The sequence below is a fragment of the Rhodococcus pyridinivorans genome, assembly GCF_900105195.1.
In the GTDB taxonomy this organism is placed as follows: domain Bacteria; phylum Actinomycetota; class Actinomycetes; order Mycobacteriales; family Mycobacteriaceae; genus Rhodococcus; species Rhodococcus pyridinivorans.
The window spans coordinates 4552375-4573300 of the sequence record NZ_FNRX01000002.1; the positions used below are offsets into that span (position 1 = coordinate 4552375).

Annotated in this window: 25 protein-coding genes and 1 pseudogene; 14 read left to right on the forward strand and 12 right to left on the reverse strand. The window is 67.4% G+C overall.

Annotated elements, in window-relative coordinates:
- Positions 1 to 16: 16 nt before the first annotated feature.
- The 4 genes from BLV31_RS24820 to BLV31_RS21600 all read left to right on the forward strand — a co-directional run bounded on the left by BLV31_RS24820 (position 17) and on the right by BLV31_RS21600 (position 2610).
- Positions 17 to 454 (forward strand): hypothetical protein, encoded by a 438-nt coding sequence (locus tag BLV31_RS24820; protein WP_139192988.1) that lies wholly within the window; start codon positions 17 to 19, stop codon positions 452 to 454.
- A 15-nt stretch (positions 455 to 469) separates the two neighbouring features.
- The gene (locus tag BLV31_RS25145) at positions 470 to 637 is read left to right on the forward strand and encodes a hypothetical protein (protein WP_019289942.1); all 168 of its coding nucleotides are present in this window, start codon (positions 470 to 472) and stop codon (positions 635 to 637) included.
- A gap of 23 nt (positions 638 to 660) precedes the next feature.
- Positions 661 to 819: a hypothetical protein gene (locus BLV31_RS25150; protein ID WP_019289943.1), complete on the forward strand. Its 159-nt coding sequence runs from the start codon at positions 661 to 663 to the stop codon at positions 817 to 819.
- Positions 820 to 951: 132 nt separating this feature from the next.
- Positions 952 to 2610, forward strand: coding sequence for a DNA repair helicase XPB (locus BLV31_RS21600; RefSeq protein WP_064060227.1), 1659 nt, complete (start codon positions 952 to 954; stop codon positions 2608 to 2610).
- A gap of 40 nt (positions 2611 to 2650) precedes the next feature.
- Here the strand turns inward: BLV31_RS21600 and BLV31_RS21605 are convergent, their stop codons facing one another.
- From BLV31_RS21605 to BLV31_RS21615, 3 genes are read right to left on the reverse strand one after another with little or no spacing between them, the layout of a single operon-like run.
- Positions 2651 to 3313, reverse strand: coding sequence for a response regulator (locus BLV31_RS21605; protein ID WP_006551688.1), 663 nt, complete (start codon positions 3311 to 3313; stop codon positions 2651 to 2653).
- Positions 3295 to 4965 (reverse strand): ATP-binding protein, encoded by a 1671-nt coding sequence (locus tag BLV31_RS21610; protein WP_064060228.1) that lies wholly within the window; start codon positions 4963 to 4965, stop codon positions 3295 to 3297. The genes BLV31_RS21605 and BLV31_RS21610 overlap by 19 nt, the downstream gene beginning before the upstream one ends.
- A gap of 49 nt (positions 4966 to 5014) precedes the next feature.
- Positions 5015 to 6385: a CitMHS family transporter gene (locus BLV31_RS21615; protein ID WP_024103076.1), complete on the reverse strand. Its 1371-nt coding sequence runs from the start codon at positions 6383 to 6385 to the stop codon at positions 5015 to 5017.
- A gap of 272 nt (positions 6386 to 6657) precedes the next feature.
- Here BLV31_RS21615 and BLV31_RS21620 point away from each other — a divergent pair, with 272 nt between their 5' ends.
- Positions 6658 to 7326 (forward strand): DUF3239 domain-containing protein, encoded by a 669-nt coding sequence (locus BLV31_RS21620; protein ID WP_033096788.1) that lies wholly within the window; start codon positions 6658 to 6660, stop codon positions 7324 to 7326.
- A gap of 101 nt (positions 7327 to 7427) precedes the next feature.
- Here the strand turns inward: BLV31_RS21620 and BLV31_RS21625 are convergent, their stop codons facing one another.
- From BLV31_RS21625 to BLV31_RS21655, 8 genes and pseudogenes are all read right to left on the reverse strand, one after another.
- Positions 7428 to 8414 (reverse strand): LLM class F420-dependent oxidoreductase, encoded by a 987-nt coding sequence (locus tag BLV31_RS21625; protein ID WP_006551691.1) that lies wholly within the window; start codon positions 8412 to 8414, stop codon positions 7428 to 7430.
- 89 nt (positions 8415 to 8503) lie between these two features.
- A pseudogene (locus tag BLV31_RS21630) lies at positions 8504 to 9055 on the reverse strand (MFS transporter); the annotation flags it as partial.
- A 37-nt stretch (positions 9056 to 9092) separates the two neighbouring features.
- Positions 9093 to 9956 (reverse strand): ABC transporter permease, encoded by an 864-nt coding sequence (locus tag BLV31_RS21635; protein ID WP_064060230.1) that lies wholly within the window; start codon positions 9954 to 9956, stop codon positions 9093 to 9095.
- A complete protein-coding gene (locus tag BLV31_RS21640; RefSeq protein WP_006551693.1) occupies positions 9943 to 10770 on the reverse strand; it encodes an ABC transporter ATP-binding protein in 828 nt (275 codons plus the stop codon). The genes BLV31_RS21635 and BLV31_RS21640 overlap by 14 nt, the downstream gene beginning before the upstream one ends.
- Positions 10767 to 11852: an ABC transporter substrate-binding protein gene (locus BLV31_RS21645; RefSeq protein ID WP_006551694.1), complete on the reverse strand. Its 1086-nt coding sequence runs from the start codon at positions 11850 to 11852 to the stop codon at positions 10767 to 10769. The genes BLV31_RS21640 and BLV31_RS21645 overlap by 4 nt, the downstream gene beginning before the upstream one ends.
- 411 nt (positions 11853 to 12263) lie before the next feature.
- The gene (locus BLV31_RS26075; RefSeq protein WP_496559996.1) at positions 12264 to 12437 is read right to left on the reverse strand and encodes a DUF8730 family Cys-rich protein; all 174 of its coding nucleotides are present in this window, start codon (positions 12435 to 12437) and stop codon (positions 12264 to 12266) included.
- Between the two features lie 45 nt (positions 12438 to 12482).
- Positions 12483 to 12857 (reverse strand): thioredoxin, encoded by a 375-nt coding sequence (trxA, locus tag BLV31_RS21650; protein WP_006551696.1) that lies wholly within the window; start codon positions 12855 to 12857, stop codon positions 12483 to 12485.
- Between the two features lie 31 nt (positions 12858 to 12888).
- Positions 12889 to 14268 (reverse strand): MBL fold metallo-hydrolase, encoded by a 1380-nt coding sequence (locus BLV31_RS21655; RefSeq protein WP_006551697.1) that lies wholly within the window; start codon positions 14266 to 14268, stop codon positions 12889 to 12891.
- Positions 14269 to 14503: 235 nt separating this feature from the next.
- Between BLV31_RS21655 and BLV31_RS21660 the strand changes: the two genes are divergently transcribed.
- The 5 genes from BLV31_RS21660 (at position 14504) to BLV31_RS21680 (ending at position 17814) form a co-directional block, all read left to right on the forward strand.
- Positions 14504 to 15118 (forward strand): rhodanese-like domain-containing protein, encoded by a 615-nt coding sequence (locus tag BLV31_RS21660; RefSeq protein WP_006551698.1) that lies wholly within the window; start codon positions 14504 to 14506, stop codon positions 15116 to 15118.
- Positions 15106 to 15984, forward strand: a complete 879-nt coding sequence (locus BLV31_RS21665; protein WP_064060231.1) for a sulfite exporter TauE/SafE family protein — start codon at positions 15106 to 15108, stop codon at positions 15982 to 15984. Before BLV31_RS21660 ends, BLV31_RS21665 begins: the two co-directional genes overlap by 13 nt.
- 57 nt (positions 15985 to 16041) lie before the next feature.
- Positions 16042 to 16356, forward strand: a complete 315-nt coding sequence (locus tag BLV31_RS21670) for a rhodanese-like domain-containing protein (protein ID WP_006551700.1) — start codon at positions 16042 to 16044, stop codon at positions 16354 to 16356.
- Between the two features lie 127 nt (positions 16357 to 16483).
- On the forward strand, positions 16484 to 16861 hold the full coding sequence (locus tag BLV31_RS21675; protein WP_081263359.1) for a BlaI/MecI/CopY family transcriptional regulator: 378 nt from the start codon (positions 16484 to 16486) through the stop codon (positions 16859 to 16861).
- A complete protein-coding gene (locus tag BLV31_RS21680; protein WP_033096794.1) occupies positions 16858 to 17814 on the forward strand; it encodes a M56 family metallopeptidase in 957 nt (318 codons plus the stop codon). Before BLV31_RS21675 ends, BLV31_RS21680 begins: the two co-directional genes overlap by 4 nt.
- On the opposite strand, the gene BLV31_RS21685 is transcribed toward BLV31_RS21680, so the two are convergent.
- Positions 17804 to 18295 (reverse strand): hypothetical protein, encoded by a 492-nt coding sequence (locus tag BLV31_RS21685; RefSeq protein WP_232333437.1) that lies wholly within the window; start codon positions 18293 to 18295, stop codon positions 17804 to 17806. The two genes, BLV31_RS21680 and BLV31_RS21685, sit on opposite strands and share 11 nt — an antisense overlap.
- A 123-nt stretch (positions 18296 to 18418) precedes the next feature.
- Here BLV31_RS21685 and BLV31_RS21690 point away from each other — a divergent pair, with 123 nt between their 5' ends.
- The 4 genes from BLV31_RS21690 to BLV31_RS21705 all read left to right on the forward strand — a co-directional run bounded on the left by BLV31_RS21690 (position 18419) and on the right by BLV31_RS21705 (position 20783).
- Positions 18419 to 19129 carry a DsbA family protein gene (locus BLV31_RS21690; protein WP_033096796.1) on the forward strand — a complete coding sequence of 237 codons (711 nt, stop codon included), beginning with the start codon at positions 18419 to 18421 and terminating at the stop codon, positions 19127 to 19129.
- Positions 19126 to 19950: a cytochrome c biogenesis CcdA family protein gene (locus tag BLV31_RS21695; RefSeq protein ID WP_033096797.1), complete on the forward strand. Its 825-nt coding sequence runs from the start codon at positions 19126 to 19128 to the stop codon at positions 19948 to 19950. Before BLV31_RS21690 ends, BLV31_RS21695 begins: the two co-directional genes overlap by 4 nt.
- 116 nt (positions 19951 to 20066) lie before the next feature.
- Entirely contained in the window at positions 20067 to 20336 is a 270-nt protein-coding gene (locus BLV31_RS21700; RefSeq protein WP_006551708.1) for a metal-sensitive transcriptional regulator, read from the forward strand.
- 33 nt (positions 20337 to 20369) lie between these two features.
- Positions 20370 to 20783, forward strand: coding sequence for a DUF302 domain-containing protein (locus tag BLV31_RS21705; RefSeq protein WP_006551709.1), 414 nt, complete (start codon positions 20370 to 20372; stop codon positions 20781 to 20783).
- Positions 20784 to 20926 lie beyond the last annotated feature (143 nt).

A 20926-nucleotide genomic window follows, 5' to 3' on the forward strand; every position in this document is an offset into this window, starting at 1 on the left:
CACGGAACCGCGATCGGTGGACGACACGACACGCACGGTGTTCGCGACGCGAGGCACTGCGGCCTGCGATTACGGTCCGGCCCATCGCTCTCCCCCGTCCGCCCGGGCTGTGGACGTCCTCTGTCTGCACAGCATCGCCGGTGACGGTATCGGCCGCGCGGAACTTCCCGACAGGGATCAGCGCACGGTGAAATCAACTCCGGACACCGGAGTACGGAACATTTCAGCGCCGTGTTCGGATGGCGCACAGAATAATTCGAGCGACTGGCTTTTTCCGGGAAATGACGTATGGTGTGGTCTTGTCGAGTGGTTGTTCATCGAAGATGGAGTGACAATGGCCGACAAGGGCAAGAATTCGAAGAAGCCAGCGAAGTCCCTGAAGGAACGTCGTCAGGAGAAGCGGCAGAAGGCCGCCGAAGCCGGCGAGTTCATTCGTAAGCGGAAGCGGAGCTGAATCCGGTTGCAGGCCATGGATCTCGAAATCGCAGCGCTCGAAGCGCTGTACGACAAGATAAGTGGATTGTCCGGTCGGGAAACGGGCACCGACGCACAGCGGCACGGATATCGCGCCGCCTTGGCGCGTGCACGGGTGTTCGTTCTCGACGAGCGTGCCGGCGCGATGAAACAGCCGGCCTGAGAAAAGAGAAAATCGGTACTGGAATGAAGCGGACGCTGCATGCCCTGGACAAGATCCAGGAACGACTCGAATCGGAACTGGATTCGAGACCTCCTACCTCTGAGAAAGACGCCGGCTACCGGTCCGGTATCTCCGAGGCGCTGGTGTGCGTGATGGAGGTGCGGCAGTCGCTCGCACGGTGAGTACGCCGTGAAACCGGTCGGCCGTGCGTTCCCGCCACGGGGGAACGCACGGCCGTACACCGTCGTGGTGGCGCGGTACGGCCCGAACCTGGAGAATGGGAAAGTTCTACTTTCCATCCACAGGAGGCACTCGTGGCCGACGGACCGCTCATCGTCCAGTCCGACAAGACCGTGCTCCTCGAGGTCGAGCACGACCGGGCGAACGAGGCGCGGCAGGCGATCGCACCGTTCGCCGAGCTCGAACGCGCCCCCGAGCACATCCACACCTACCGGGTGACGCCGCTGGCATTGTGGAACGCCCGTGCCGCCGGTCACGACGCCGAGCAGGTCGTCGACGCGCTGGTCTCGCATTCCCGGTTCGCCGTCCCGCAGGCGCTGCTCGTCGACATCGTCGACACCATGAGCCGCTACGGGCGCCTCCAGCTGGTCAAGAACCCCGCCCACGGCCTGACCCTGGTCAGCCTCGACCGGGCGGTGCTCGCCGAGGTCCTGAGAAACAAGAAGATCGCCCCGATGCTCGGTGCGCGCATCGACGACGACACCGTGATCGTGCATCCGAGCGAGCGCGGACGCGTCAAGCAGATGCTGCTGAAGATCGGCTGGCCGGCCGAGGACCTCGCGGGGTACGTCGACGGCGAGGCCCATTCGATCTCGCTGGACTTCGAGACGAACCCCTGGCACCTGCGCGACTACCAGGAACTGGCCGCCGACTCGTTCTGGTCGGGCGGCTCGGGTGTCGTGGTGCTGCCGTGCGGTGCCGGTAAGACGATGGTCGGCGCGGCCGCGATGGCGAAGGCCGGCGCGACGACGCTCATCCTCGTGACGAACACGGTCGCCGGGCGCCAGTGGAAGCGCGAGCTGATCGCCCGCACCTCCCTCACCGAGGACGAGATCGGCGAGTACTCGGGCGAGAAGAAGGAGATCCGCCCGGTCACCATCGCCACCTACCAGGTGATCACCCGCAAGTCGAAGGGTGAATACCGCAATCTCGAGTTGTTCGACTCCCGCGACTGGGGGCTGATGATCTACGACGAGGTGCACCTGCTGCCGGCGCCGGTCTTCCGTATGACCGCAGACCTGCAGTCCCGCCGCCGCCTCGGTCTCACCGCGACCCTCGTGCGCGAGGACGGACGCGAAGGCGACGTCTTCTCGCTCATCGGCCCGAAGCGGTTCGACGCGCCGTGGAAGGACATCGAAGCCCAGGGCTGGATCGCCCCCGCCGACTGCGTGGAGGTCCGCGTGACCCTCACCGACGCCGAGCGCATGGCGTACGCGGTCGCCGAGCCCGAGGAACGGTACAAGCTGTGCTCGACCGCGCGCACCAAGATCTCGGTCGTGAAGTCGATCCTCGAGCAGCACCAGGACGCCCCGACACTGATCATCGGTGCCTACATCGATCAGCTCGACGAGCTCGGTGAAGCGCTCGACGCCCCGGTCATCAAGGGTTCGACGAAGACGAAGGAACGCGAGGCGCTGTTCGACCGGTTCCGGTCGGGCGAGCTGAAGGTGCTCGTCGTGTCGAAGGTCGCGAACTTCTCCATCGACCTGCCGGAGGCCTCGGTCGCGATCCAGGTGTCGGGCACCTTCGGTTCGCGTCAGGAGGAGGCCCAGCGTCTCGGGCGGCTGCTGCGTCCGAAGCACGACGGCGGGCAGGCCCACTTCTACTCCGTGGTCTCGCGCGACACCCTCGACGCCGAATACGCCGCGCATCGCCAGCGGTTCCTCGCCGAGCAGGGTTACGCGTACCGGATCACCGACGCCGACGACCTGCTCGGACCGCAGATCGGCTGACGCGGAGCGTCCCTGCGCGACGCGTCACAGGGACTTCGTGTCACTGCGGCCGGTATTCCTGTTCGGGGCGGCCGGTGGTGCCGTAGCGCAACTGCATCCGCAGGCGTTTCTTCGCGACGAGCGCCGCGAGATAGCGCTGTGCGGTCGCGCGCGACACCCCGATCGTCACGGCCACCTCCCCCGCCGACATCGGTTCCGGTGATTCCCGGAGCGCCTGCATCACGAGCTCTTCGGTCATCGAACGCGAGGGTGCCGGGCGGGCGGCCGGCAACACCGGCCGCAGTGCGGCCAGCGCCGTGTCGATCTCGGTCTGGGTGAGCTCCTCCCCCGCGACGACCCTGCGGTACTGCGCGTAGGCCGCCAGCCGCCGGGCCAGTTCGGTGCTTGCGAACGGCTTGACCAGATACACCAGCGCACCGGCGGTGAGTGCCGCGCGCACCGTCGTGCCCTCGCCGGCGGCACCGAGCACGAAACTGTCGCATTCGAGGCTCCGGATCAGGTCGATCCCGGAGCCGTCCGGTAGGTACACGTCCACGAGGGCGAGATCGACGGGACCGGCCCGAACGGCGTCCCGGGCCGCCGCGATGCTCCCGGCGACCGCGCAGACCTCGAATCCCGCCACACCCGAGACCACGGAGGCGTGGAGTTCGGCGACCCGGAAGTCGTCGTCGACGACGAGGACCTTCAGATCCGTTCCGCCCATCCCGTGTCCCTTTCGTCGAGCATCCCGGGCAGCGTCGCCAGGAAGACCGCACCCCCGGTCGGATTCTCCGGCGTGCGCTGCCCGCCACGGTCCGCCAGCACGACGTCGCCGCCGTGCAGCCGCGCGATGCGCCGTGCCAGCGCCAGCCCCATTCCCCGGCCACCGGGCACCGTCGGATCGCTGCGGGTCGTTGCGCCCTCGGCGAAGACGTCGGGCAGCGCGGGATCGACGCCGTCGCCGGTGTCCGCGACACTCACGTGCAGGTCGGCACCGTCCTCCATCAGTTCCACCTCGACCTCGGCCGGAGCGCGCCCGCTCGTGCGTGCCGCCTCGATCGAGTTGTCGAGCAGGTTGCCGAGCACCGTCGTGACGTCGACGGGTGCCCGCACGGTGGCGTGCACCCACGTGTTCTCGCCGAGCACGAGCGTGACTCCCTGCTCGCGCGCATGCGCGGCCTTCGCGACGAGGAAGGCGTGCAGGTACGGGTCGGTGATCGCGTCGATGCCCTCGAGCTGTTCACCGAGCGGACCCGAACCGAGGATCTGTTCGATGTACTCGAGCGCCTGCTCCGCATGCCCCCGGCGGAGCAGTCCGTCGAGCAGGTGGAGCCGGTTCGCGAACTCGTGCCGTTGGGCCCGCAGTGCCGTACTCATCGCCTTGACCGCGTCGAGTTCGCGCGTGAGCGTCTCGATGTCGGTCCGGTCCCGCACCGACATCACCGTGCCGAGATCCCGGCCGTCGCGCACCACACGCCGCGAAACGGCGACGACGACCCGGTCGCCGGTGGTCGCCGCAACCGGGATGCCCTCCGCGGAGCGCAGCACGTCGAGCAACCGCGGGGTCATTCCGAGGGTGTCGACACTGCGACCGATTGCGTCGTCGAGATCGAGCAGACGACGCGCCTCGGCGTTGACGACGGTGACGTTGCCGCGCGCGTCGGTGCCGACGACCCCGTCGGAGATCCCGTGCAGCACGACCTCCTGTTCGCGGACCAGCTCGGTGAGCTGTTCGGGTTCGAGTCCCAGAGTGAGCCGCTTCCAGCGGTTGGCGAGCAGCAACGATCCGACAGCACCGCACACGAGTGCTGCGAGCGCGATCAGGACGGCATCGGCGAGGTCGCTGCGCAGGTCGGCGCGCACCCGGTCGGTGGCGATGCCGACGCTCACCTCCCCGACCACCCTGCCCGAGACGGGATCGCTCACCGGCACCTTGGCCCGGACCGAATCGCCGAGCGTGCCCGACTCGCTGGTCACGACCTCCCGTCCGGCGAGTGCCTCGGTGGGGTCGGTGCTCACCCTCCGGCCGAGCTGCTCCGGATCGGGATGCGCGAGCCGGAGTCCCTGGTCGTCGGTGACCACGACGAACAACGCTCCGGTGGCGGTGCGGACGGCCTCGGCGGCCTCCTGCACCGCACCGGATGCGAGTTCCGGGTTGTCCGGGGAAACCACCCCGTCGTCGGCGGCCGAATAGCGTGCGACCTCGTCCCGCACGGTCGGGTCCGCGGACACCGACCGTGCGATCGCGAGCGCCCGCTGACCGTGCTCGTCGGTGACTCGGTCCTCGGTGGTGGTGGCGAACACCGTGAATCCGATGCCGAGTGCCACCGCCACCACCGCGGACTGGAGCAGAAGTACCTGGGTGCGAAGTTTCACGGCGTCGCTCCCGTTCGTCCCATCCGTCCAGTGTGGCCCGGGGCCGATCTCATCCGAACGGAATCTGCCCGAGTACCACCCCGACGACGAGCATCACGACCGACACCACTCCGGCGCGCCACAGCACCTTGCGGTGATGGTCGGCCAGTGGCACCCCGGCGAGGGTCACCAGCAGCAGAATCGCCGGGACCAGCGGGCTCTGCATGTGGACGGGCTGTCCGGTGATCGATGCGCGCGCCATCTCGACCGGTTCGATGCCGTACTGCGCTGCCGTCTCCGCCAGCACCGGGAGCACCCCGAAGTAGAAGGCGTCGTTGGTCATGAAGAAGGTCATCGGGATGCTGAGCAGGCCGGTGATGACGGCGAGGAACGGGCCGAGTGCGTCGGGGACGACGCCGGTGAGCCACAACGCCATCGATTCGACCATGCCGGTGCCTTGGAACACGCCGGTCAGGACGGCGGCGGCGAACACCATCGCGACGACCGACACGATGCTCGACGAATGGCGTGCGATCGCGGCGGACTGATCGACGACGCGAGGGAAATTCACGGCCAGCGCGATACCGGCGGCGATCATGAACAGCACGGGGATCGGCAGGATGTCGAGGCCGAGGACGACGAGCAGCGCCACCGTGAGGATCGCGTTGAAGGGCAGCAGACGCGGACGCAGGGTCGGACGGTCGGGGTCGAGTCCGGCAGCCAACCGACCGACCTCCCCGTCGGTCGTATCGGTGCCCTTTCCGACCGTCGTACCCACTCCGGACGGACCAGCGCCGAGCGGCATCAGGTCGGGCTTCCACGTGAGCTTTCCGAGACGGCGACGTTCGACGAAGCCCAGGTGAGCAGCGAAGCCCAGCACGACCACGAGTCCGACGACGAGCGACGGGATCATCGGGACGAACACGTCGGACGGGGACAACCCGAGCGCGCTGGCTGCACGGACCGTCGGCCCGCCCCACGGGATGATGTTCATCGTGGCGTTCGCCAGGCCCGCGACGACGGTGAGGACGACCGGGCTGACCTTCAGTTTCAGGTAGAGCGGCAACAGTGCGGAGGTGGTGATGATGAACGTCGTGGACCCGTCCCCGTCGAGGGAGACGACCATCGCCAGCACAGCGGTTCCGATCACCAGTCGTGCCGGGTCGTCGCGCACGAGCCGCAGGATGAGCCGCACGAGGGGGTCGAACAGGCCGACGTCGATCATGATGCCGAAGAAGATGATCGCGAAGAACAGCAGCGCCGCTGTGGGGGCGAGACTTTCGACGCCGTCGACGATCATGTCGCCGATGTCGGTGCCGGCTCCGGCGATCAGGCCGAACGCGACCGGGATCAGGATCAGGCCGACGACCGGGGTGGCCCGTTTCGACATGATCAGGTACATGAACGTGGCGACCATCAGGAAGCCGAGGACGACGAGCATGGCGGTGCCCACTTTCTGACGTGATCGGGGCCGGTCCGGGCACACGTCGACCACGGGTCGCGGGCGCGACCGGAGGTCTGGTGTGGGGGTCCGGCTCGAAGCCGTGAGGGTTGTGTGATCTCTGCTACAGCAGAGTGTGTGGCCACGTCCCTCACCGAGTCACCGTTGCGCGCGAAAGCGCCGTTGTGCGCATTCTGCTCGAGCCCGTCGTGGTCGGGCTCGCCGCCGGAGGCCGACAGTGGTCGGCCCAAGGGCTCCAATAAGCTGGCGGCGTGCGCCGCTTCGACTTCCCTGTGGACCTGCCCCATGCCAAGGCCGTGAACCAGACCCTCGCGGATGTCCGTCGTCTGCGGTGGTCGGCGATATTCGTCGGCCTGGTGTGCGTCGCGGGTGCGGCGGGTCTGTTCCTGCTCGGCGAAGCCTGGGCGTACATCGTCGCCGCCGTGCTGGCGGTCGCGGCCGCGACGTCGGTGTGGGTGGCGCTGTGGGCGCCGCGCAAGGTGGGGACCATCGAACAGCTCTACCGCGACAGCCCTCTCGTCCCGGCCGTCGTCGCCGCCGAGCGTGCCCGCGGGCTGACGCTGCTCGCGCTCGTCGACATCGCCAAGCCCGAGACGTCCGGCCGGCACTTCGCCCTGGTCACCCGCAACGTGGAGGCGGTGCCGGGTCACCGGATCGCGATCGGTGAGCGCGTGCCGTGTGCCGCGGTCCTTTCCGACCGCACGACCCGCAACGACTCGGGGGTGTGGCAGATGGTCGGCCCCATGCCGATCGCCTGGGGTACCCGTGATCAGAAGGTCATCGCCGACGCGGTCGCGCAGATCCCCGAGGTGGAGTGGCGCGTGCTGAAGGACAAGCTGAAGATGGTGGACCAGGTCGACGCCACCGACGAGCGTCGCCTCGAACTGGCGAGCAAGGAACTGCCGCCCGAACTGCGGTGACGGGGGCGTGCCGCGGGACGTTGTGGGTCGCCGGATTGTCGGCCGACGACCCACACGGCCCGTGAACGGCTGGCCCCTCCAGCGCTCAGGGGCAGTGGGCATCACGCGAGGTGCGGGAGCACTTCCTTCTCGAGCAGTTCCAGCCCCGAGGTGTCGTAGGCGGCCTCGGGAACGTAGAAGATCGCGTACTCGAGCCCCTGCTTCTTCAGCGCGGTGAGGTTCTCGACGATCTGCTCGGGGGTGCCGACGGCGGGCATCCCCCGGAAGGCGTCGAGCGCCCCGTCGGCCTTCTCCGCTCCGACGATCGGTTCGAGACGGGCCCGCAGTGCCTCGAGCCGGTCCTGCACCTCGGCTTCGGTGCGGCCGATCGCCACGTTGTAGTTGGCCGATCGCACGATGGCGTCGAAGTCGGTGCCGACCTCGGCGCAGTGCTCACGCAGGATCTCCGACTTGCGCGCGAACCCTTCGGGTGTGCCGTCGAAGTTGGTGTACTGCGCGTACTTCGCGGCGATCTTCAAGGTCACCTTCTCGCCGCCGCCGGCGATCCACAGCGGAATACCGCCCTCCTGCAGCGGAAGCGGGCGGACGATGGCTCCGTCGACGGTGTAATGCCTACCTGAGAACGTCGCGGAACCCGTGGTCCACGCCTGTCGGAAGATCTGCACGCCCTCGTCGAGTCGGCGCAGCCGCTCACCCGGCGACGGGAATCCGTAACCGTATGCGCGCCATTCGTGTTCGTACCATCCGCCACCGATCCCCATCTCGATGCGCCCGCCGGAGATGATGTCGGCGGTGGCCGCGACCTTCGCGAGATAGGCGGGGTTGCGATAGGCCATGGCGGTACACATCTGGCCGATGCGCACACGCTCGGTGACGGCGGCGAAAGCCGACACGAGGCTCCATGCCTCGTGGGTGGCCTCGTCGGTGGGCGCAGGGACGGTGTGGAAGTGGTCGTACACCCAGATCGATTCCCACGGTCCGCGATCGGCGCGGAGCGCGAGATCGCGCATCACCTGCCACTGGTCGGAGGGGTCGATGCCGACGAGGTCCAGTCGCCAACCTTGGGGGACGAACAATCCGAAACGCATACGTGTCCTAGGGTCGAAGTGACGTTGTGCAGTGCCGGTTCGGCCGGCGCCACCTGTTCCAGTGTGCGCCGCGGCCATGGCGAGTATCGCGGAACGAAGCGGAACATGCAGGCCGCTCCGAGCAGAGCCAGACCGCCCACGGTCAGGGCACCGGCGGCCAGGGACAGGGTGGCGACGGCGCCGACGGCGAACGGACCGAGGAAGAAACCGAGTCGCCACATCGTGGCGAAGGCCGCCATGGCCCGTGCTCGTCGCTCGATCGGCACGGCCTCGGCGAGATAGCTCTGTCGCGCCAGACCCCACACCGCGTTGGCGAACCCGGTGAGTACCGCGCCCGCGGCGAGAACCGCCGGTGTCCAGGCCGTGAGGGAGACCAGGACACCGACGGTTCCCAGGGCGGTACCTGCTAGGATCGCGCGACGCTCCCCCAACCGCGCGACGATGCTTCCCGCCGGCAGGTCGCCGCTCACGGCGCCGAGCGCGACGAGTGCGACGACCACCCCCGCCACGGGCACCGACGCGCCGAGTTCGCGCGCGAGCAGTGCCACGACGGGGGCACCGGCACCCTGGCCGATCCCGAAGATCGCCGACGGCACGAAGACCGCGGTGATCAGCGATTTCGGGTCGAATCCCTCCGTCATGCGGCCACGACTCGGGGCTCGGACGGTTCGGCGGGGATCACTGGTCGGCGCGCCACCGCGACAGGCGGCGTTCGATCGCGACGAGGACGCCGTTGAAGACGAGCCCGACGAGCGAGATCGCGATGATGCCCGCGTACATGTCGGGGATCCGGAAGTTCAGCTGCGACGCGGTGATCAGGTAGCCGAGACCGGCCTTCGCGCCGACCATCTCGGCGGCGATGAGCACCAGGATCGACGATGCCGCCGCCATCCGGACACCGGTGAAGATCGTCGGCACGGCCGCGGGCAGCACGACCTTCTGGAACAGGCGGTGCGCCGGAAGACCCAGCGATCGCGCGGACTTCACCAGCAGCGGATCCACCGTGCGCACACCGGAGATGGTGTTGAGGAGGATCGGGAAAGTGCACGCATAGATCACCAGCGCGACCTTCGAGGTCTCCCCGAGACCCAGGATCAGGATGAACACCGGGAGCAGCGCGAGGGCGGCCGTGTTGCGGAAGACCTCCAGGATCGGGTTCAGCAGATCCGCGACCGGCTTGTACCAACCGATCGCCACCCCGAGCGGCACCGCGATCGCGACGGCGACGAAGAACCCTACGAGCGCGCGGGACAGGCTCGCCGCCAGATGGTCGGCGAGCTGACCGTTGCCGATCAGGTCGAGGAACGCTCCGACCACGGTGGTGAACGGCGGCAGGAACACCTCGTCGACGAGCCCGACCCGGGGAGCGATCTCCCACAGCGCCAGGAAGGCGACGATCGCGACGGCCGGCTTGACGAAACGCCACACCAGGGCACCGGTACGCCGCCCGACGCTGCGCACCGAGGATCCGGCCGGCGTGACTGCGGGTGTGATGCGGTCGTCGAGCTCGGGCTTCGTCAGAACGGCACTAGTGCTGGACATGCTGGGCCTCTTCCGTTGCTGTGGCGAGTTCGAGGTCGTGCGCGCGGGCCACCTCCGAGTGCAGCAGCGACCAGATGTCGTGCCGCAGCGCCCGGAATGCTTCGCTCGAGCGGACGTCGTCGACGTTCCGGTCGATGTCGACGTCGACGACGGTCTTGATCCGACCCGGTCGGGACGTGAGGATCGCGACGCGCTGTCCCAGATAGACGGCTTCGTCGATGCCGTGGGTGATGAACAGGATCGTCTTGCCGGTCTCGCGCCGGATGCGGAGCAGTTCGTCCTGCAAGGATTCGCGGGTCTGGGCGTCGAGTGCCGCGAACGGCTCGTCCATGAGCAACACTTCGGGATCGAAGGCGAGGCTGCGTGCGATGGCGACGCGCTGCTTCATGCCTCCCGACAACTCGTGCGGGTAGCGGTCGCCGAATCCGTGCAGGCCTACGAGATCGAGGTAGTGCCCGGCGAGATCGCGACGCTCCCGCTTGGGCAGACCCTTCGCCTCCAGACCGAATTCGATGTTGCTACGGGCCGTGCGCCACGGGAGCAGTGCGTACTGCTGGAAGACGATTCCACGGTCCAGTCCGGGACCGGTGACGGGCCTCCCGTCGAGCAGGATCTGCCCCGAGGTCGGTGTGCTGAGACCACCGAGAAGGTCGAGCAGGGTGGACTTTCCGCAACCGCTCGGTCCGACCAGGACGAGGAACTCCCCGTCGGCGAGGTCGAGACTGATGTCGTCGAGCGCGGTGAAGGTGTCGTTCGTGCCGCGCACCGGGAACTTCTTGGTGACGTGGTCGATCCGGAGTTTGGGCTCGCTCACTTCGCCTCCTCGAGGGGTTCGCCGTTCGGGCCGCTGGTGGGCTCGTAGGTGCCGTTGGCGTAGGGGTTGAATTCGTTCGTGTAGACGTCGTCGAGTTCGATCTGCCCTTCGTCGAGCTCGCCGTTGCGCGTGAGCCAGTCGATCCACGTCCGGATCTCCTGGTCGGTGATCACCCCACCGGGGCCGGCGACGCCGGGGCTGCGCCAGTACGCGACGAGGCTCGTCGACTCGTTGCGTCCACGACCGTCGATGATCTCCTCGAACTTCGCAATCACCTCGTCGCGCGGGGTCACCTGGGTCCAGCGGATGGCACGGGCCGTGCCCTGCACCAGGTCGGCGACGACATCGCGGTTCCGCTCGATGAAGTCGTTGCGGAACACGAGTGTCCCGTAGGAGAACGACCCGAAGAGGGACTCGTCGGTGAACAGCGGCCGGATGCCGCCCCGTTCCACCGCGGTCTCGCGGAACACGCTGCCGAGCGTCCCGACGTCGATCTGTCCTTCGCGCAGAGCCTGCTCGGTGTTGACGGGCGGGACCACGATGAGCTCTACCTGCGCGATCTCCTCGGGGGTCAGGCCCTGCTGAGCGAGCCACTCCCGCACCAGGAATTCGTGGTGGGCACCGAGGGTGTTCATGCCGACCTTCTTGCCGATCAGATCGCGCGCGGTGCGGATCGGGCTGTCCTCGAGGACGAAGTAGCCGTTGAAGGTCTGCTCGTCGGAGCCGTAGTAGGCGAGCACGGAGGTCAGCGGTGAGTTGCCGGCCTGCGCCTTGATCACGGCACCGTTGAACGCGCCACCGAAGTCGACCTGGTTCGTGGCGGTGTTCTGGAGCGACTGGGGACCGTTGCCGTTGTCTCCGATCCACTCCAGTTCGACGTCTTCGAAGTACCCGAGCGCTTCGGCGAGTTCGGGGAATCCGACCTGGCCGGCCGAACCTTCGTAGCGGAGGACGGTTCTTCCGTCCGCGGTGGTGGTCGCCCCGGAACCCGAGCACGCGGTCGCGACGGAGGCGAGGGTGAGAAACGCTGCGGCGGCAGCGACGACGCGCAGACTACTTCTGCGCAGAGGGGATGCGGGCATCAGGATTCGAGTCCTTGTATCGGCCCGAGGGTACGGGCGCGGTGATGGGTACCCGGCCCTTCCGGGTACAGGAACTACGCACCGGTGGTGCGACGATGGTATGACTGTCGCTCAGCGACAACACAACCGACACTCGGACACGGTTCGTCCCCCTTCGATGTTCTGCGACGGTGACAGCATCCCCGCCCGGCAGAGGTGGTCACAACGATTGTGCGCAGAGTGATCCGAAGTGGGTGAATCCTCGTCCACACACGACGAAGGCCGGCACATCGACTGTGCCGGCCTTCGCCGTGGTGGACACGATCCGCGCGGGCGCTTCACCGCCTCGGATCGTGTCCGTCTTCCGCCCCCTACCGATCGGCCGGGAGCGGTGGGTGGGTTTCGTACACCGTCTCCCTGTTGCGGCCGAGGTCAGCGACGGAAGAGCGACCGTATGCTCCGACGCTCGGCGCGGGTCGGGACGGTGTCCTGACCGCAGGTGCAGCGATCGGCGGCGGGGACGGAACGCAGGACGGCGTCGACATGCTGTCCGCATCCACCCCATCCGGTCTTTCCGCAGTTCGGACAGGCGACGGGGTAACACATGAGAGTCCTCCTCGATGAGAATTCGCTACGGACCCGGCGACGGGGTCAGGAGCGCGAGGCTGCACGTCGTTCGGCAGCCCGGTTGTGGATCTCGGTCATGTCGAGGGCCTCGATCCGGGTGATCAGGTCCTCGAGAGCCGGCGCCGGCAACGCCCCGGGCTGCGAGTAGACGAGCACACCCTCCCGGAAGGCCATGATCGTCGGAATCGAGCGGATGTTCGCCGTGGCAGCGAGTTGCTGTTCGGCTTCGGTGTCGACCTTGGCATGCACGATCTCGGGGTGCGCCTGCGACGACTTCTCGAAGACCGGCCCGAAGGCACGGCACGGGCCGCACCACGATGCCCAGAAGTCGACGAGCACGATGTCGTTGCCGAGAACGGTGGATTCGAAGTCCGCCATCGTGAGGTTCTTCGTCGTCATGAGTTCTGCTTCCTTCTCGGGGTCGGCACGATCAGGCGGGGACGTGGGATTCGGCCCATGCGTTGTAGCCTCCGAGCAGATCCGTGACGTTCTCGAAGCCCTGGGCCCGCAACAGTGAGGCCGCGACGCTCGAACGCCATCCCCCTGCACAGTGCACGACGATCGGCTTGCCGGACGGGACCTGGTCCAAGCGGGTACGCAACTGGGCCAGCGGGATCGGCATCGCACCCGGAATGGTTCCGAACTCGCGCTCACCGGGATTGCGGATGTCGACGAGGGTGACCGCGTCGGCGGCGAGCAACCGGTCGAGTTCGTCGACCGATGTCCTGGATGCGGTCTCGACCAGATCGGCCAGTTCCGCCGGGAACACCCCGTCCCGATCGACGTTCAGATAGCCTGCAGCGCCGTCCGATCCGATTCGGGCCAGACGCACCGCGGCGTCCTGCTCCTCGCCGGGATAGGTGATCAGTACGATCTTCTCGCCCACCTCGGCGACCATGCCGCCGGTCTCGGCGAAACGCCCGTCGAATCCGACGTTGATCGAACCGCGCAGATGCCCGGCGGCGAAGTCGTCGACGCTGCGCGCATCGAGGACACGCGTGCCGGCGGCGAGTTCCGCCTTCATCCGCTCGGGGCTCAGCTCGGGAATCGTGTGATCCTGCGCCAGAAGCGGGTGCATCCGCTTGTTCATCGCGGCGTCGACCGAGAAGTACGACGGTGCGGCCGGCTGACCTTCGGTGACCAGGGCGACGAAGTCGTCCTCGCTCATCGGTTGCACGGACGGGTTGGTGGCGCGCTGTTCGCCGATGGTCGAGGTGAGTTCGGTCGACAGGTTCTTCCCGCAGGACGAACCGGCACCGTGAGCAGGCATGACGACGACTTCGTCGGGCAATGTCAGCAGCTTCTCGTGCACGGTGCGGTACATCGCGCGAGCCAGATCGGCACTCGAGCCGTCGCCGAGGTTGACCAGATCGGGACGTCCGACGTCGCCGATGAACAGCGAGTCCCCGGTGAGCACTGCGGCCGGGACGGCGCCGGAATGCTCGCGCACCAGCACCGAGATCGACTCCCAGGTGTGGCCCGGGGTGGACAGGATCTCGAGTTCGACCTCCCCCAGCGACAACTTCTCGCCGTCACGCAGACGGCGGATCGGGTAGTCGGTCTCCGCCGCTTCACCGAATCCGATCCACGCACCCGTGGCGTCGACCAGCTCGAGATGACCGGAGACGAAGTCCGCGTGGAAGTGGGTGTTGATCACACCCTCGATGGTCAGGCCGTACTTCTCTGCGTCGGAAAGATATTCGGTGATGTCGCGGCGGGGATCGACCACGACCGCCCTGCCCGTGTTCTCGTCACCGATGAGATAGGACGCATGGGAGAGGCACTCGATGTAGTACTGCTCGAGAATCATGGATTCCTCCGTTGCTGGATCCGGATGGCGTTCCGGTGATATGGACATCGTGGCATATACCCCCTAGGGTATGTCAAGTACCCCCTGGGGTATCAGTTCGCTCCCGGAGCCCGGCCCTGCCCGGACGATCACATTTCTTGCATATACCCCCAGGGGTATGTATACGATGGTCCTGCAATACCCCCGGGGGCACCTTCTCGAACCCCTACCGATCCTCACGCTCGAAAGGCCACTCATGACCGAGTCCCCTACCGCCACCGTCGATCCGAATTCGCTGCACGAGTCGATCGATTCGGGCAGGCCCGTACGGATCGTCGACGTCCGGACTCCCGGCGAATTCGAGTCCGTGCACATTCCCGGCGCCTACAACGTCCCCCTCGACCTGCTGCGTGAGCATCGCGACGAGTTCTGCGCCCATCTCGACGAGAACGTCGTACTGGTGTGCCGCTCCGGTCAGCGTGCCGGCCAGGCCGAACAGGCCCTGCGTGAAGCAGGGTTGCCGAACCTCCACATCCTCGAGGGCGGCATGCTCGGCTGGGAATCGGCCGGCCTGCCCGTCAACCGCGGCGCAGATCGCTGGGATCTCGAACGCCAGGTCCGGCTCGTCGCCGGCTCGCTCGTCCTGGGCTCGGTTCTCGGAAGCATCGCCGTGCCGAAACTCAAGTGGCTCGCTGCCGGCATCGGCGGCGGGTTGACCTTCGCCGCACTGTCGGACACCTGCGCGATGGGCATGCTGCTGTCCAAGCTGCCCTACAACCGCGGGGCACAGTGGGATCTCCAGAACGTCGTCACCCAGTTGACCGGAGGTCCGTCCTGCCCGGCCGAAAGGAAACTGGCATGGTCGCGCTGACCGTAGCCCTGGCGGTCCTGGTCGGCGTCACCCTCGGACTGCTCGGTGGCGGGGGCTCGATTCTCACCGTCCCCCTACTCGCTTACGTCGCAGGGATGGACGCAAAGGAGGCGATCGCCACCTCGCTGCTGGTCGTGGGTGTCACCAGCGCGGTCGGCGCGATCTCCCACGCTCGCGCCGGCCGCGTGCAGTGGCGTACCGGCATCCTGTTCGGCCTGGCCGGCATGGTCGGCGCCTACGGCGGTGGTCTGCTCTCGCGCTTCATTCCGGGCACCGTACTGCTGCTCGGCTTCGCCGTGATGATGATCGCCACAGCGATCGCCATGCTCCGCGGCCGCAAGAACAAGGCCGCGCCCGGTGAGGGCGACGCTGCGATGCCCGTCGGCAAGATCCTGCTCGACGGTGTCGTGGTCGGCCTGGTCACCGGTCTCGTCGGTGCCGGCGGCGGCTTCCTCGTCGTGCCGGCCCTGGCATTGCTCGGCGGCCTGCCCATGCCGATCGCGGTCGGCACGTCGCTGATCGTGATCGCCATGAAGTCCTTCGCCGGACTCGGAGGCTATCTGTCCACCGTGCAGATCGACTGGCGTCTCGCGGCGATGGTCACCGGTGCCGCCGTCGTGGGCAGCCTCATCGGCGGCCGCCTGACCTCGCTGGTCGATCCGGACACCCTGCGCAAGAGCTTCGGCTGGTTCGTGCTGATCATGTCCTCCGTCATCCTCGCGCAGGAGATCCACCCCGGCGTCGGCATTGCCACGGCGGCACTCACTATGGTCGCCGCCGGCGCCACCTATGTCTGCAACCGCAGCGAGCACTGCCCACTGCAACGCCTCGGAGGACACTCTCGCACAGCCGCGGCGGCGGTCTGAACGCACGACGCGGAAGCGCTCACCCGTTCTCGACAGACCCGAACCGAGGAGTTCACCATGCAGGAAGTCGACACTGTCGCTCTGATCACGGCGTGGGAGTCCGGAGCTCCGGTGCTCGATGTCCGCGAGGACTACGAGTACCTCCGGGGCCACGTCCCCGGCGCTCGGTCGATCCCCCTCCCCGAACTGTCCGCCCGCGTAGGGGAGGTACCGCCGGGAGGGACCGTCTATGTGATCTGCGCGTCCGGAAACCGGAGCAAGCGTGGAGCCGAGATCCTCGAATCCGCGGGACGGTCCGCAGTGTCCGTCGCCGGCGGGACGAGGGCGTGGGTCTCCGCGGGTCGGGAAGTGCGGCGCGGACCCACCCCCTGAGCGCCGCGCCGAACTTCTTCACCAGCGGCCTGCATGCCGCCTTCGATGACGGCATGCAGGCCGTAGAGTGGAACTTCGCCGGGCCGGGCCCGGACGATGGTGAAACGAAAGCGGTGACACGGACGTGATGGGCCTCGGCGAGCTGGAATCGGCGATCATGGACGTGCTGTGGCAGAGCGACGAACCCCTTCGTGTACGCGATGTGCTGGCACGCCTCGAGCCCGACCGGTCGCCGGCCTACACGACCGTGATGACGGTCCTGGACAACCTGCACAACAAGGGCATGGTCACCCGCAGCCGAATCGGCCGTGGTTACAGCTACCGCGCAACCCGTAGCCGCGAGGAAACCGCGGCAGAACTGCTGCGGCACGTGCTCCGGACGTCCGGCGACGCCGAACAGGTCATGCTGCACTTCGCCAGTTCTGCGACGGAGGACGAATCCCGGATCCTGCGCCGCGCCGCCCGGCGGACCACGGCCCGCAACCGCAGGAATCTGCCCTCGTGATCGTTGCAGCAGCACTGTTCGTGGCAGCGCTCGTCCTCGGTTTCACAGCGCCGCGATGGCTTTCGCATCTGGCCTCCCCGGGCCGCGATCCGCGCGGTGCGCTCACCGCGTGGGTGTCGACCGAGGTCCTGTTCGTCGCGGCACTGGCCGGCGGTCCCCTGGCGGTAGCCACGCGACCCGGCTCGCAGATCGATCATCTGCCGGTACCAGCGTCGTGTGTGCGTACGGCGCGGGACGAAGGATTGCTGCCGTGGCTGCCCTATCTGGAGACAGCGCTGTGGGTGGTCGCGGGCGCGGTTCTCGTGCGGATCGCCGTGGTGGTGTCCCGTTCGTACCGCAGGCACCGCCGCGAAACCGTTGCCCACCTCAACCTGGTCCGCATCCTCGGAAGGATCCGGAGACACGCCGGGGGTGAAGTCATCTGGTTGCAGGACACCGCCTGCGCGGCATACAGCATCGGCGGCCGTAACGGCACTGTCGTGGCCGGCGAGGGACTGAAAGCGCTGGACCCACCGACGCGTCGGGCGGTACTCGATCACGAGTACGCACACATCCGCGGTCGCCACCATGTGCTGGTGGCGATCAGCGGGGCCCTGAGGACGGCGTTGCCGTTCGTGCCGCTGTGCCGCCAGGGAGCGCCGTGGATACGTGTGCTCGTCGAGCTGGCAGCAGATCGCCGGGCCGCGCAGTCCTGCGGACACGATGCGGTCCGCGATGCTCTGATCCGGTGCGCAACGACGCTCGATCCGGCGGCACGAGAAGAAGCATCCGACGGGTATCTCGACGCGAGGCTCCGGTGGTTGAGTCCGGTTCGCCGGTCCGGCCGTTCGCACGGCGTACTCGCTCGTCCTTTCGCCACTCGTCCTTTCGCAGTGGCCTTGTCCGCTCTTCCCGCATTCCTCACGGGAGTCTCCGTCGTCGGAATCGTGACCGCGTCCTGCCTCACCGTGTGATCGGCGATTCACAGGAGTCGTCGCAGGGACGTCGCCGCCACCGGTAGAGAACGGCGCCGGCGAGCAGGGCCAGCGAAAGGACGGCGAGGATCGGCTGTAGCGGGGCCCACCATCCGAGTGCTCCGGACGCGCCGATCGTGACGAGCACCACTTTGTTGCAGACCGGGCAGCCCACGGCGAACACGGTCAGCATCACTCCGGCCGCGGGTGTCGCCGTCCGCGGACTGCCGGAGTGGGAGTTCTGTAGACCGAACCACAGCGCGGTCAGCACCACGGTCGCGCCGAGCACCGGGTATTCCCACCAGCGCACCGGGATCTCCCGGCCGAACCACGGATTCGCGAGGATGTCCGTCGGTACGCCGACGACCAGAAGAGTGATCACCCCCGCGGCCACCGCTCGGAACAGGGCTCTGATCCGATACGAATTCTTCTGAGCGATTGCGGGATTGCGAGTCTCGAGAGCTGCGGGAGGGGTGGTCACATCGGGATCCTTGTCGACGGAGAGCGGCACAACTACTAACCAGCTTAGTAGCTCGAGCTACTATCCTGCTTAGTAGTTCGGGGCGGTCGATCCACTCCGGCGCGACCGACCGTGGAGGCACGCATGACCCCGACGAAACACACCGTCCGCACCCGGCGGGACCTGTGGCTGCTCGGCGCGCTCGGCGTCGTCGTCGCGGTTCTGCTCGCGTTTCTCGTCGTCGGCCGCACCGGCGCCGAAGATGCGGCCGACCCTGTGACGGCTCCGCAGATGGGACCGGTCGGAGATATGTCCCGGCGCATCGACGGTGACCCGTTGGCGATCGGTGCGGTGGATGCTCCCGTGGTGTTGATCGAGTACTCCGACTACCGCTGCCCGTTCTGCGCCAAGTTCAGCCGAGACGTCGAGCCGGCTCTGATCGACAAGTACGTCGACGAGGGCATTCTGCGCATGGAATGGCGCGATCTTCCGATCTTCGGCGACCAATCGATGGCCGCTGCCCGTGCCGGACGCGCCGCTGCCGCACAGGGGAAGTTCTGGGAATTCAACGCGACCGTCTACGCAGCTTCCCCCGATCGCGGCCATCCCGACCTGACGCCGGAATCTCTGCGCAGCTTCGCAGCTGCGGCCGGAGTGCCCGACCTGGATCGATTCGACCGGGAGGCCGCGGACCCGTCCGTCGACCAGTCCATCTACGCCGACATGCTCGAGGCGAACACCATCGGCGTATCGAGTACGCCGTCGTTCGTGATCAACGGCACCCCGATCCTGGGCGCACAGCCGCTCGGAGTCTTCGATCAGGCCATCGAGGCAGCAGCCGGGGCGGCGGAGTGACCGAGATCGGCCTGCTCGGCGCTCTGCTCGGCGGCGTGCTCTCCCTGCTCAGCCCGTGCTCGGCGCTGCTGCTGCCCTCGTTCTTCGCGTATGCCTTCGACGGTGCGGGGCGCCTGGCGGCACGCACCGCACTCTTCTACGCCGGATTGACCTCGGTACTCGCGCCCCTGGGAGCCGGACTGGGATTGATCGGTGCGCTCCTGACCCAGCACCGCTCCGTGATCACCCTGGTCAGCGGCATCATTCTCATCGGTCTCGGCATCATGACCGTTGCCGGCGGAGGCTTCGCATCGAAGTCGGCGCAGCAAGCCGCGAACTCGCTGACCGGCTCCGGCGCCCTGTCGGTGTTCGCGCTCGGAGCCGTGTACGGATTCGCAGGATTCTGCTCCGGACCCCTGCTCGGGAGCGTGCTGACCATCGCGGTCGCCGGGGGGCACCCGCTGCACGGGGCCGTGCTGATGGCCGTCTACGCCCTCGGTATGGCGCTGCCGCTGTTCGCACTGGCCCTCGCGTGGGAACGATTCGAGCTGCGAAAGCGCACCTGGCTACGAGGACGTCCCATCACCCTCGGCCCCCTGCGAACCCATACCACGTCTTTGATCTCGGGGCTGCTGTTCATCGGCATCGGCGCGCTCTTCCTCGTCACCGACGGCACCGCGAATCTCACCGGGCCGATGGGTGTCGACGAGCAGTTCGATCTGCAAGTAGCACTCGGCCGGTGGACACAGGAGGTGCCCGTCGTCCCGATTCTTCTGATCGTCACGCTCGTCGCGTTCTTCGTCGTCATGCTCCGCGTGGTGCGTCAACGGCAAAGACGCTGATACGCGCCACCGCGATCGTCGGGTCGCTCGCCGGGTGCCGTCGGTCGCACGACTCACACGCCGATTTGATACCCCCGGGGGTACACTGGTCTGCAGAACTAGGAAAGGACGCCTCCATGGTCGGCGACGAAGACAGCATCGCATTGGTACTCAACCGACTGCGCCGCGCACAGGGTCAGCTCGGCGGAGTGATCGCCATGATCGAACAGGGCCGGGACTGCAAGGACGTCGTCACTCAGCTTGCAGCCGTGTCGCGCGCGCTGGACCGCGCCGGTTTCAAGATCGTGGCGAGCGGGCTGAAGGAATGCATGAACGGCAATGCCGAGGACGGCAAGGAACCGATGACCGAGGTCGAACTCGAGAAGCTCTTCCTCGCCCTGGCCTGACCCCTCCCCCTTCCGAGAGAAAGCAGGACACCCATGACACTCGCACTCTCGACCACCCTGCACACCTCGTTCCCCGACGCGGTCGAACGCACCCGTAAGGCGCTGTCCGAGCAGGGATTCGGCGTGCTCACCGAGATCGACATGAAGGCCACCCTGAAGGCGAAGCTCGGCGAGGACATGGAGGACTACGTGATCCTCGGGGCATGCAATCCGCCACTGGCACACCGCGCAGTGACGGTCGACAGGCAGATCGGGCTCCTGCTCCCCTGCAACGTCGTGGTCCGCACCGATCCGAACAACCCGGAAACGGTCGTGGTCGACGCGATGAACCCGCAGATGATGGTGCAGGTCGCCGATCAACCGGGACTCGCGGAGGTCGCCGACGACGCCACCACCGCCCTGCAGGCCGCAATCGATTCGCTGAAGGCTGACGTACCGAAGAACTGAAGGCGACAGAAACCACGAAGGCCGGCACAGAGCTGTGCCGGCCTTCGCCGGCCGTCTCGAGTTCCGCCGGGTCGGACCAGGACGGAAGTTGCCGGGCGTGTTCCATGAAGTCGCGCAGGTCGTTCTGAAGTCCTCAGGGCGAC

What these genes read in the sequence shown, in the direction of transcription:
- BLV31_RS21690 (WP_033096796.1), top strand. Translation starts at nt 18,419, where the DNA reads ATGACCCCGACGAAACACACCGTCCGCACCCGGCGGGACCTGTGGCTG.
- BLV31_RS21705 (WP_006551709.1), top strand. Translation starts at nt 20,370, where the DNA reads ATGACACTCGCACTCTCGACCACCCTGCACACCTCGTTCCCCGACGCG.
- BLV31_RS25145 (WP_019289942.1), top strand. Translation starts at nt 470, where the DNA reads ATGGATCTCGAAATCGCAGCGCTCGAAGCGCTGTACGACAAGATAAGT.
- BLV31_RS21700 (WP_006551708.1), top strand. Translation starts at nt 20,067, where the DNA reads ATGGTCGGCGACGAAGACAGCATCGCATTGGTACTCAACCGACTGCGC.
- BLV31_RS21645 (WP_006551694.1), bottom strand. Translation starts at nt 11,852, where the DNA reads ATGCCCGCATCCCCTCTGCGCAGAAGTAGTCTGCGCGTCGTCGCTGCC.
- BLV31_RS21635 (WP_064060230.1), bottom strand. Translation starts at nt 9,956, where the DNA reads ATGTCCAGCACTAGTGCCGTTCTGACGAAGCCCGAGCTCGACGACCGC.
- BLV31_RS21665 (WP_064060231.1), top strand. Translation starts at nt 15,106, where the DNA reads ATGGTCGCGCTGACCGTAGCCCTGGCGGTCCTGGTCGGCGTCACCCTC.
- BLV31_RS21675 (WP_081263359.1), top strand. Translation starts at nt 16,484, where the DNA reads ATGGGCCTCGGCGAGCTGGAATCGGCGATCATGGACGTGCTGTGGCAG.
- BLV31_RS21670 (WP_006551700.1), top strand. Translation starts at nt 16,042, where the DNA reads ATGCAGGAAGTCGACACTGTCGCTCTGATCACGGCGTGGGAGTCCGGA.
- BLV31_RS21660 (WP_006551698.1), top strand. Translation starts at nt 14,504, where the DNA reads ATGACCGAGTCCCCTACCGCCACCGTCGATCCGAATTCGCTGCACGAG.
- BLV31_RS26075 (WP_496559996.1), bottom strand. Translation starts at nt 12,437, where the DNA reads ATGTGTTACCCCGTCGCCTGTCCGAACTGCGGAAAGACCGGATGGGGT.
- BLV31_RS21615 (WP_024103076.1), bottom strand. Translation starts at nt 6,385, where the DNA reads ATGCTCGTCGTCCTCGGCTTCCTGATGGTCGCCACGTTCATGTACCTG.
- BLV31_RS21605 (WP_006551688.1), bottom strand. Translation starts at nt 3,313, where the DNA reads ATGGGCGGAACGGATCTGAAGGTCCTCGTCGTCGACGACGACTTCCGG.
- BLV31_RS21625 (WP_006551691.1), bottom strand. Translation starts at nt 8,414, where the DNA reads ATGCGTTTCGGATTGTTCGTCCCCCAAGGTTGGCGACTGGACCTCGTC.
- BLV31_RS21655 (WP_006551697.1), bottom strand. Translation starts at nt 14,268, where the DNA reads ATGATTCTCGAGCAGTACTACATCGAGTGCCTCTCCCATGCGTCCTAT.
- BLV31_RS25150 (WP_019289943.1), top strand. Translation starts at nt 661, where the DNA reads ATGAAGCGGACGCTGCATGCCCTGGACAAGATCCAGGAACGACTCGAA.
- trxA (WP_006551696.1), bottom strand. Translation starts at nt 12,857, where the DNA reads ATGACGACGAAGAACCTCACGATGGCGGACTTCGAATCCACCGTTCTC.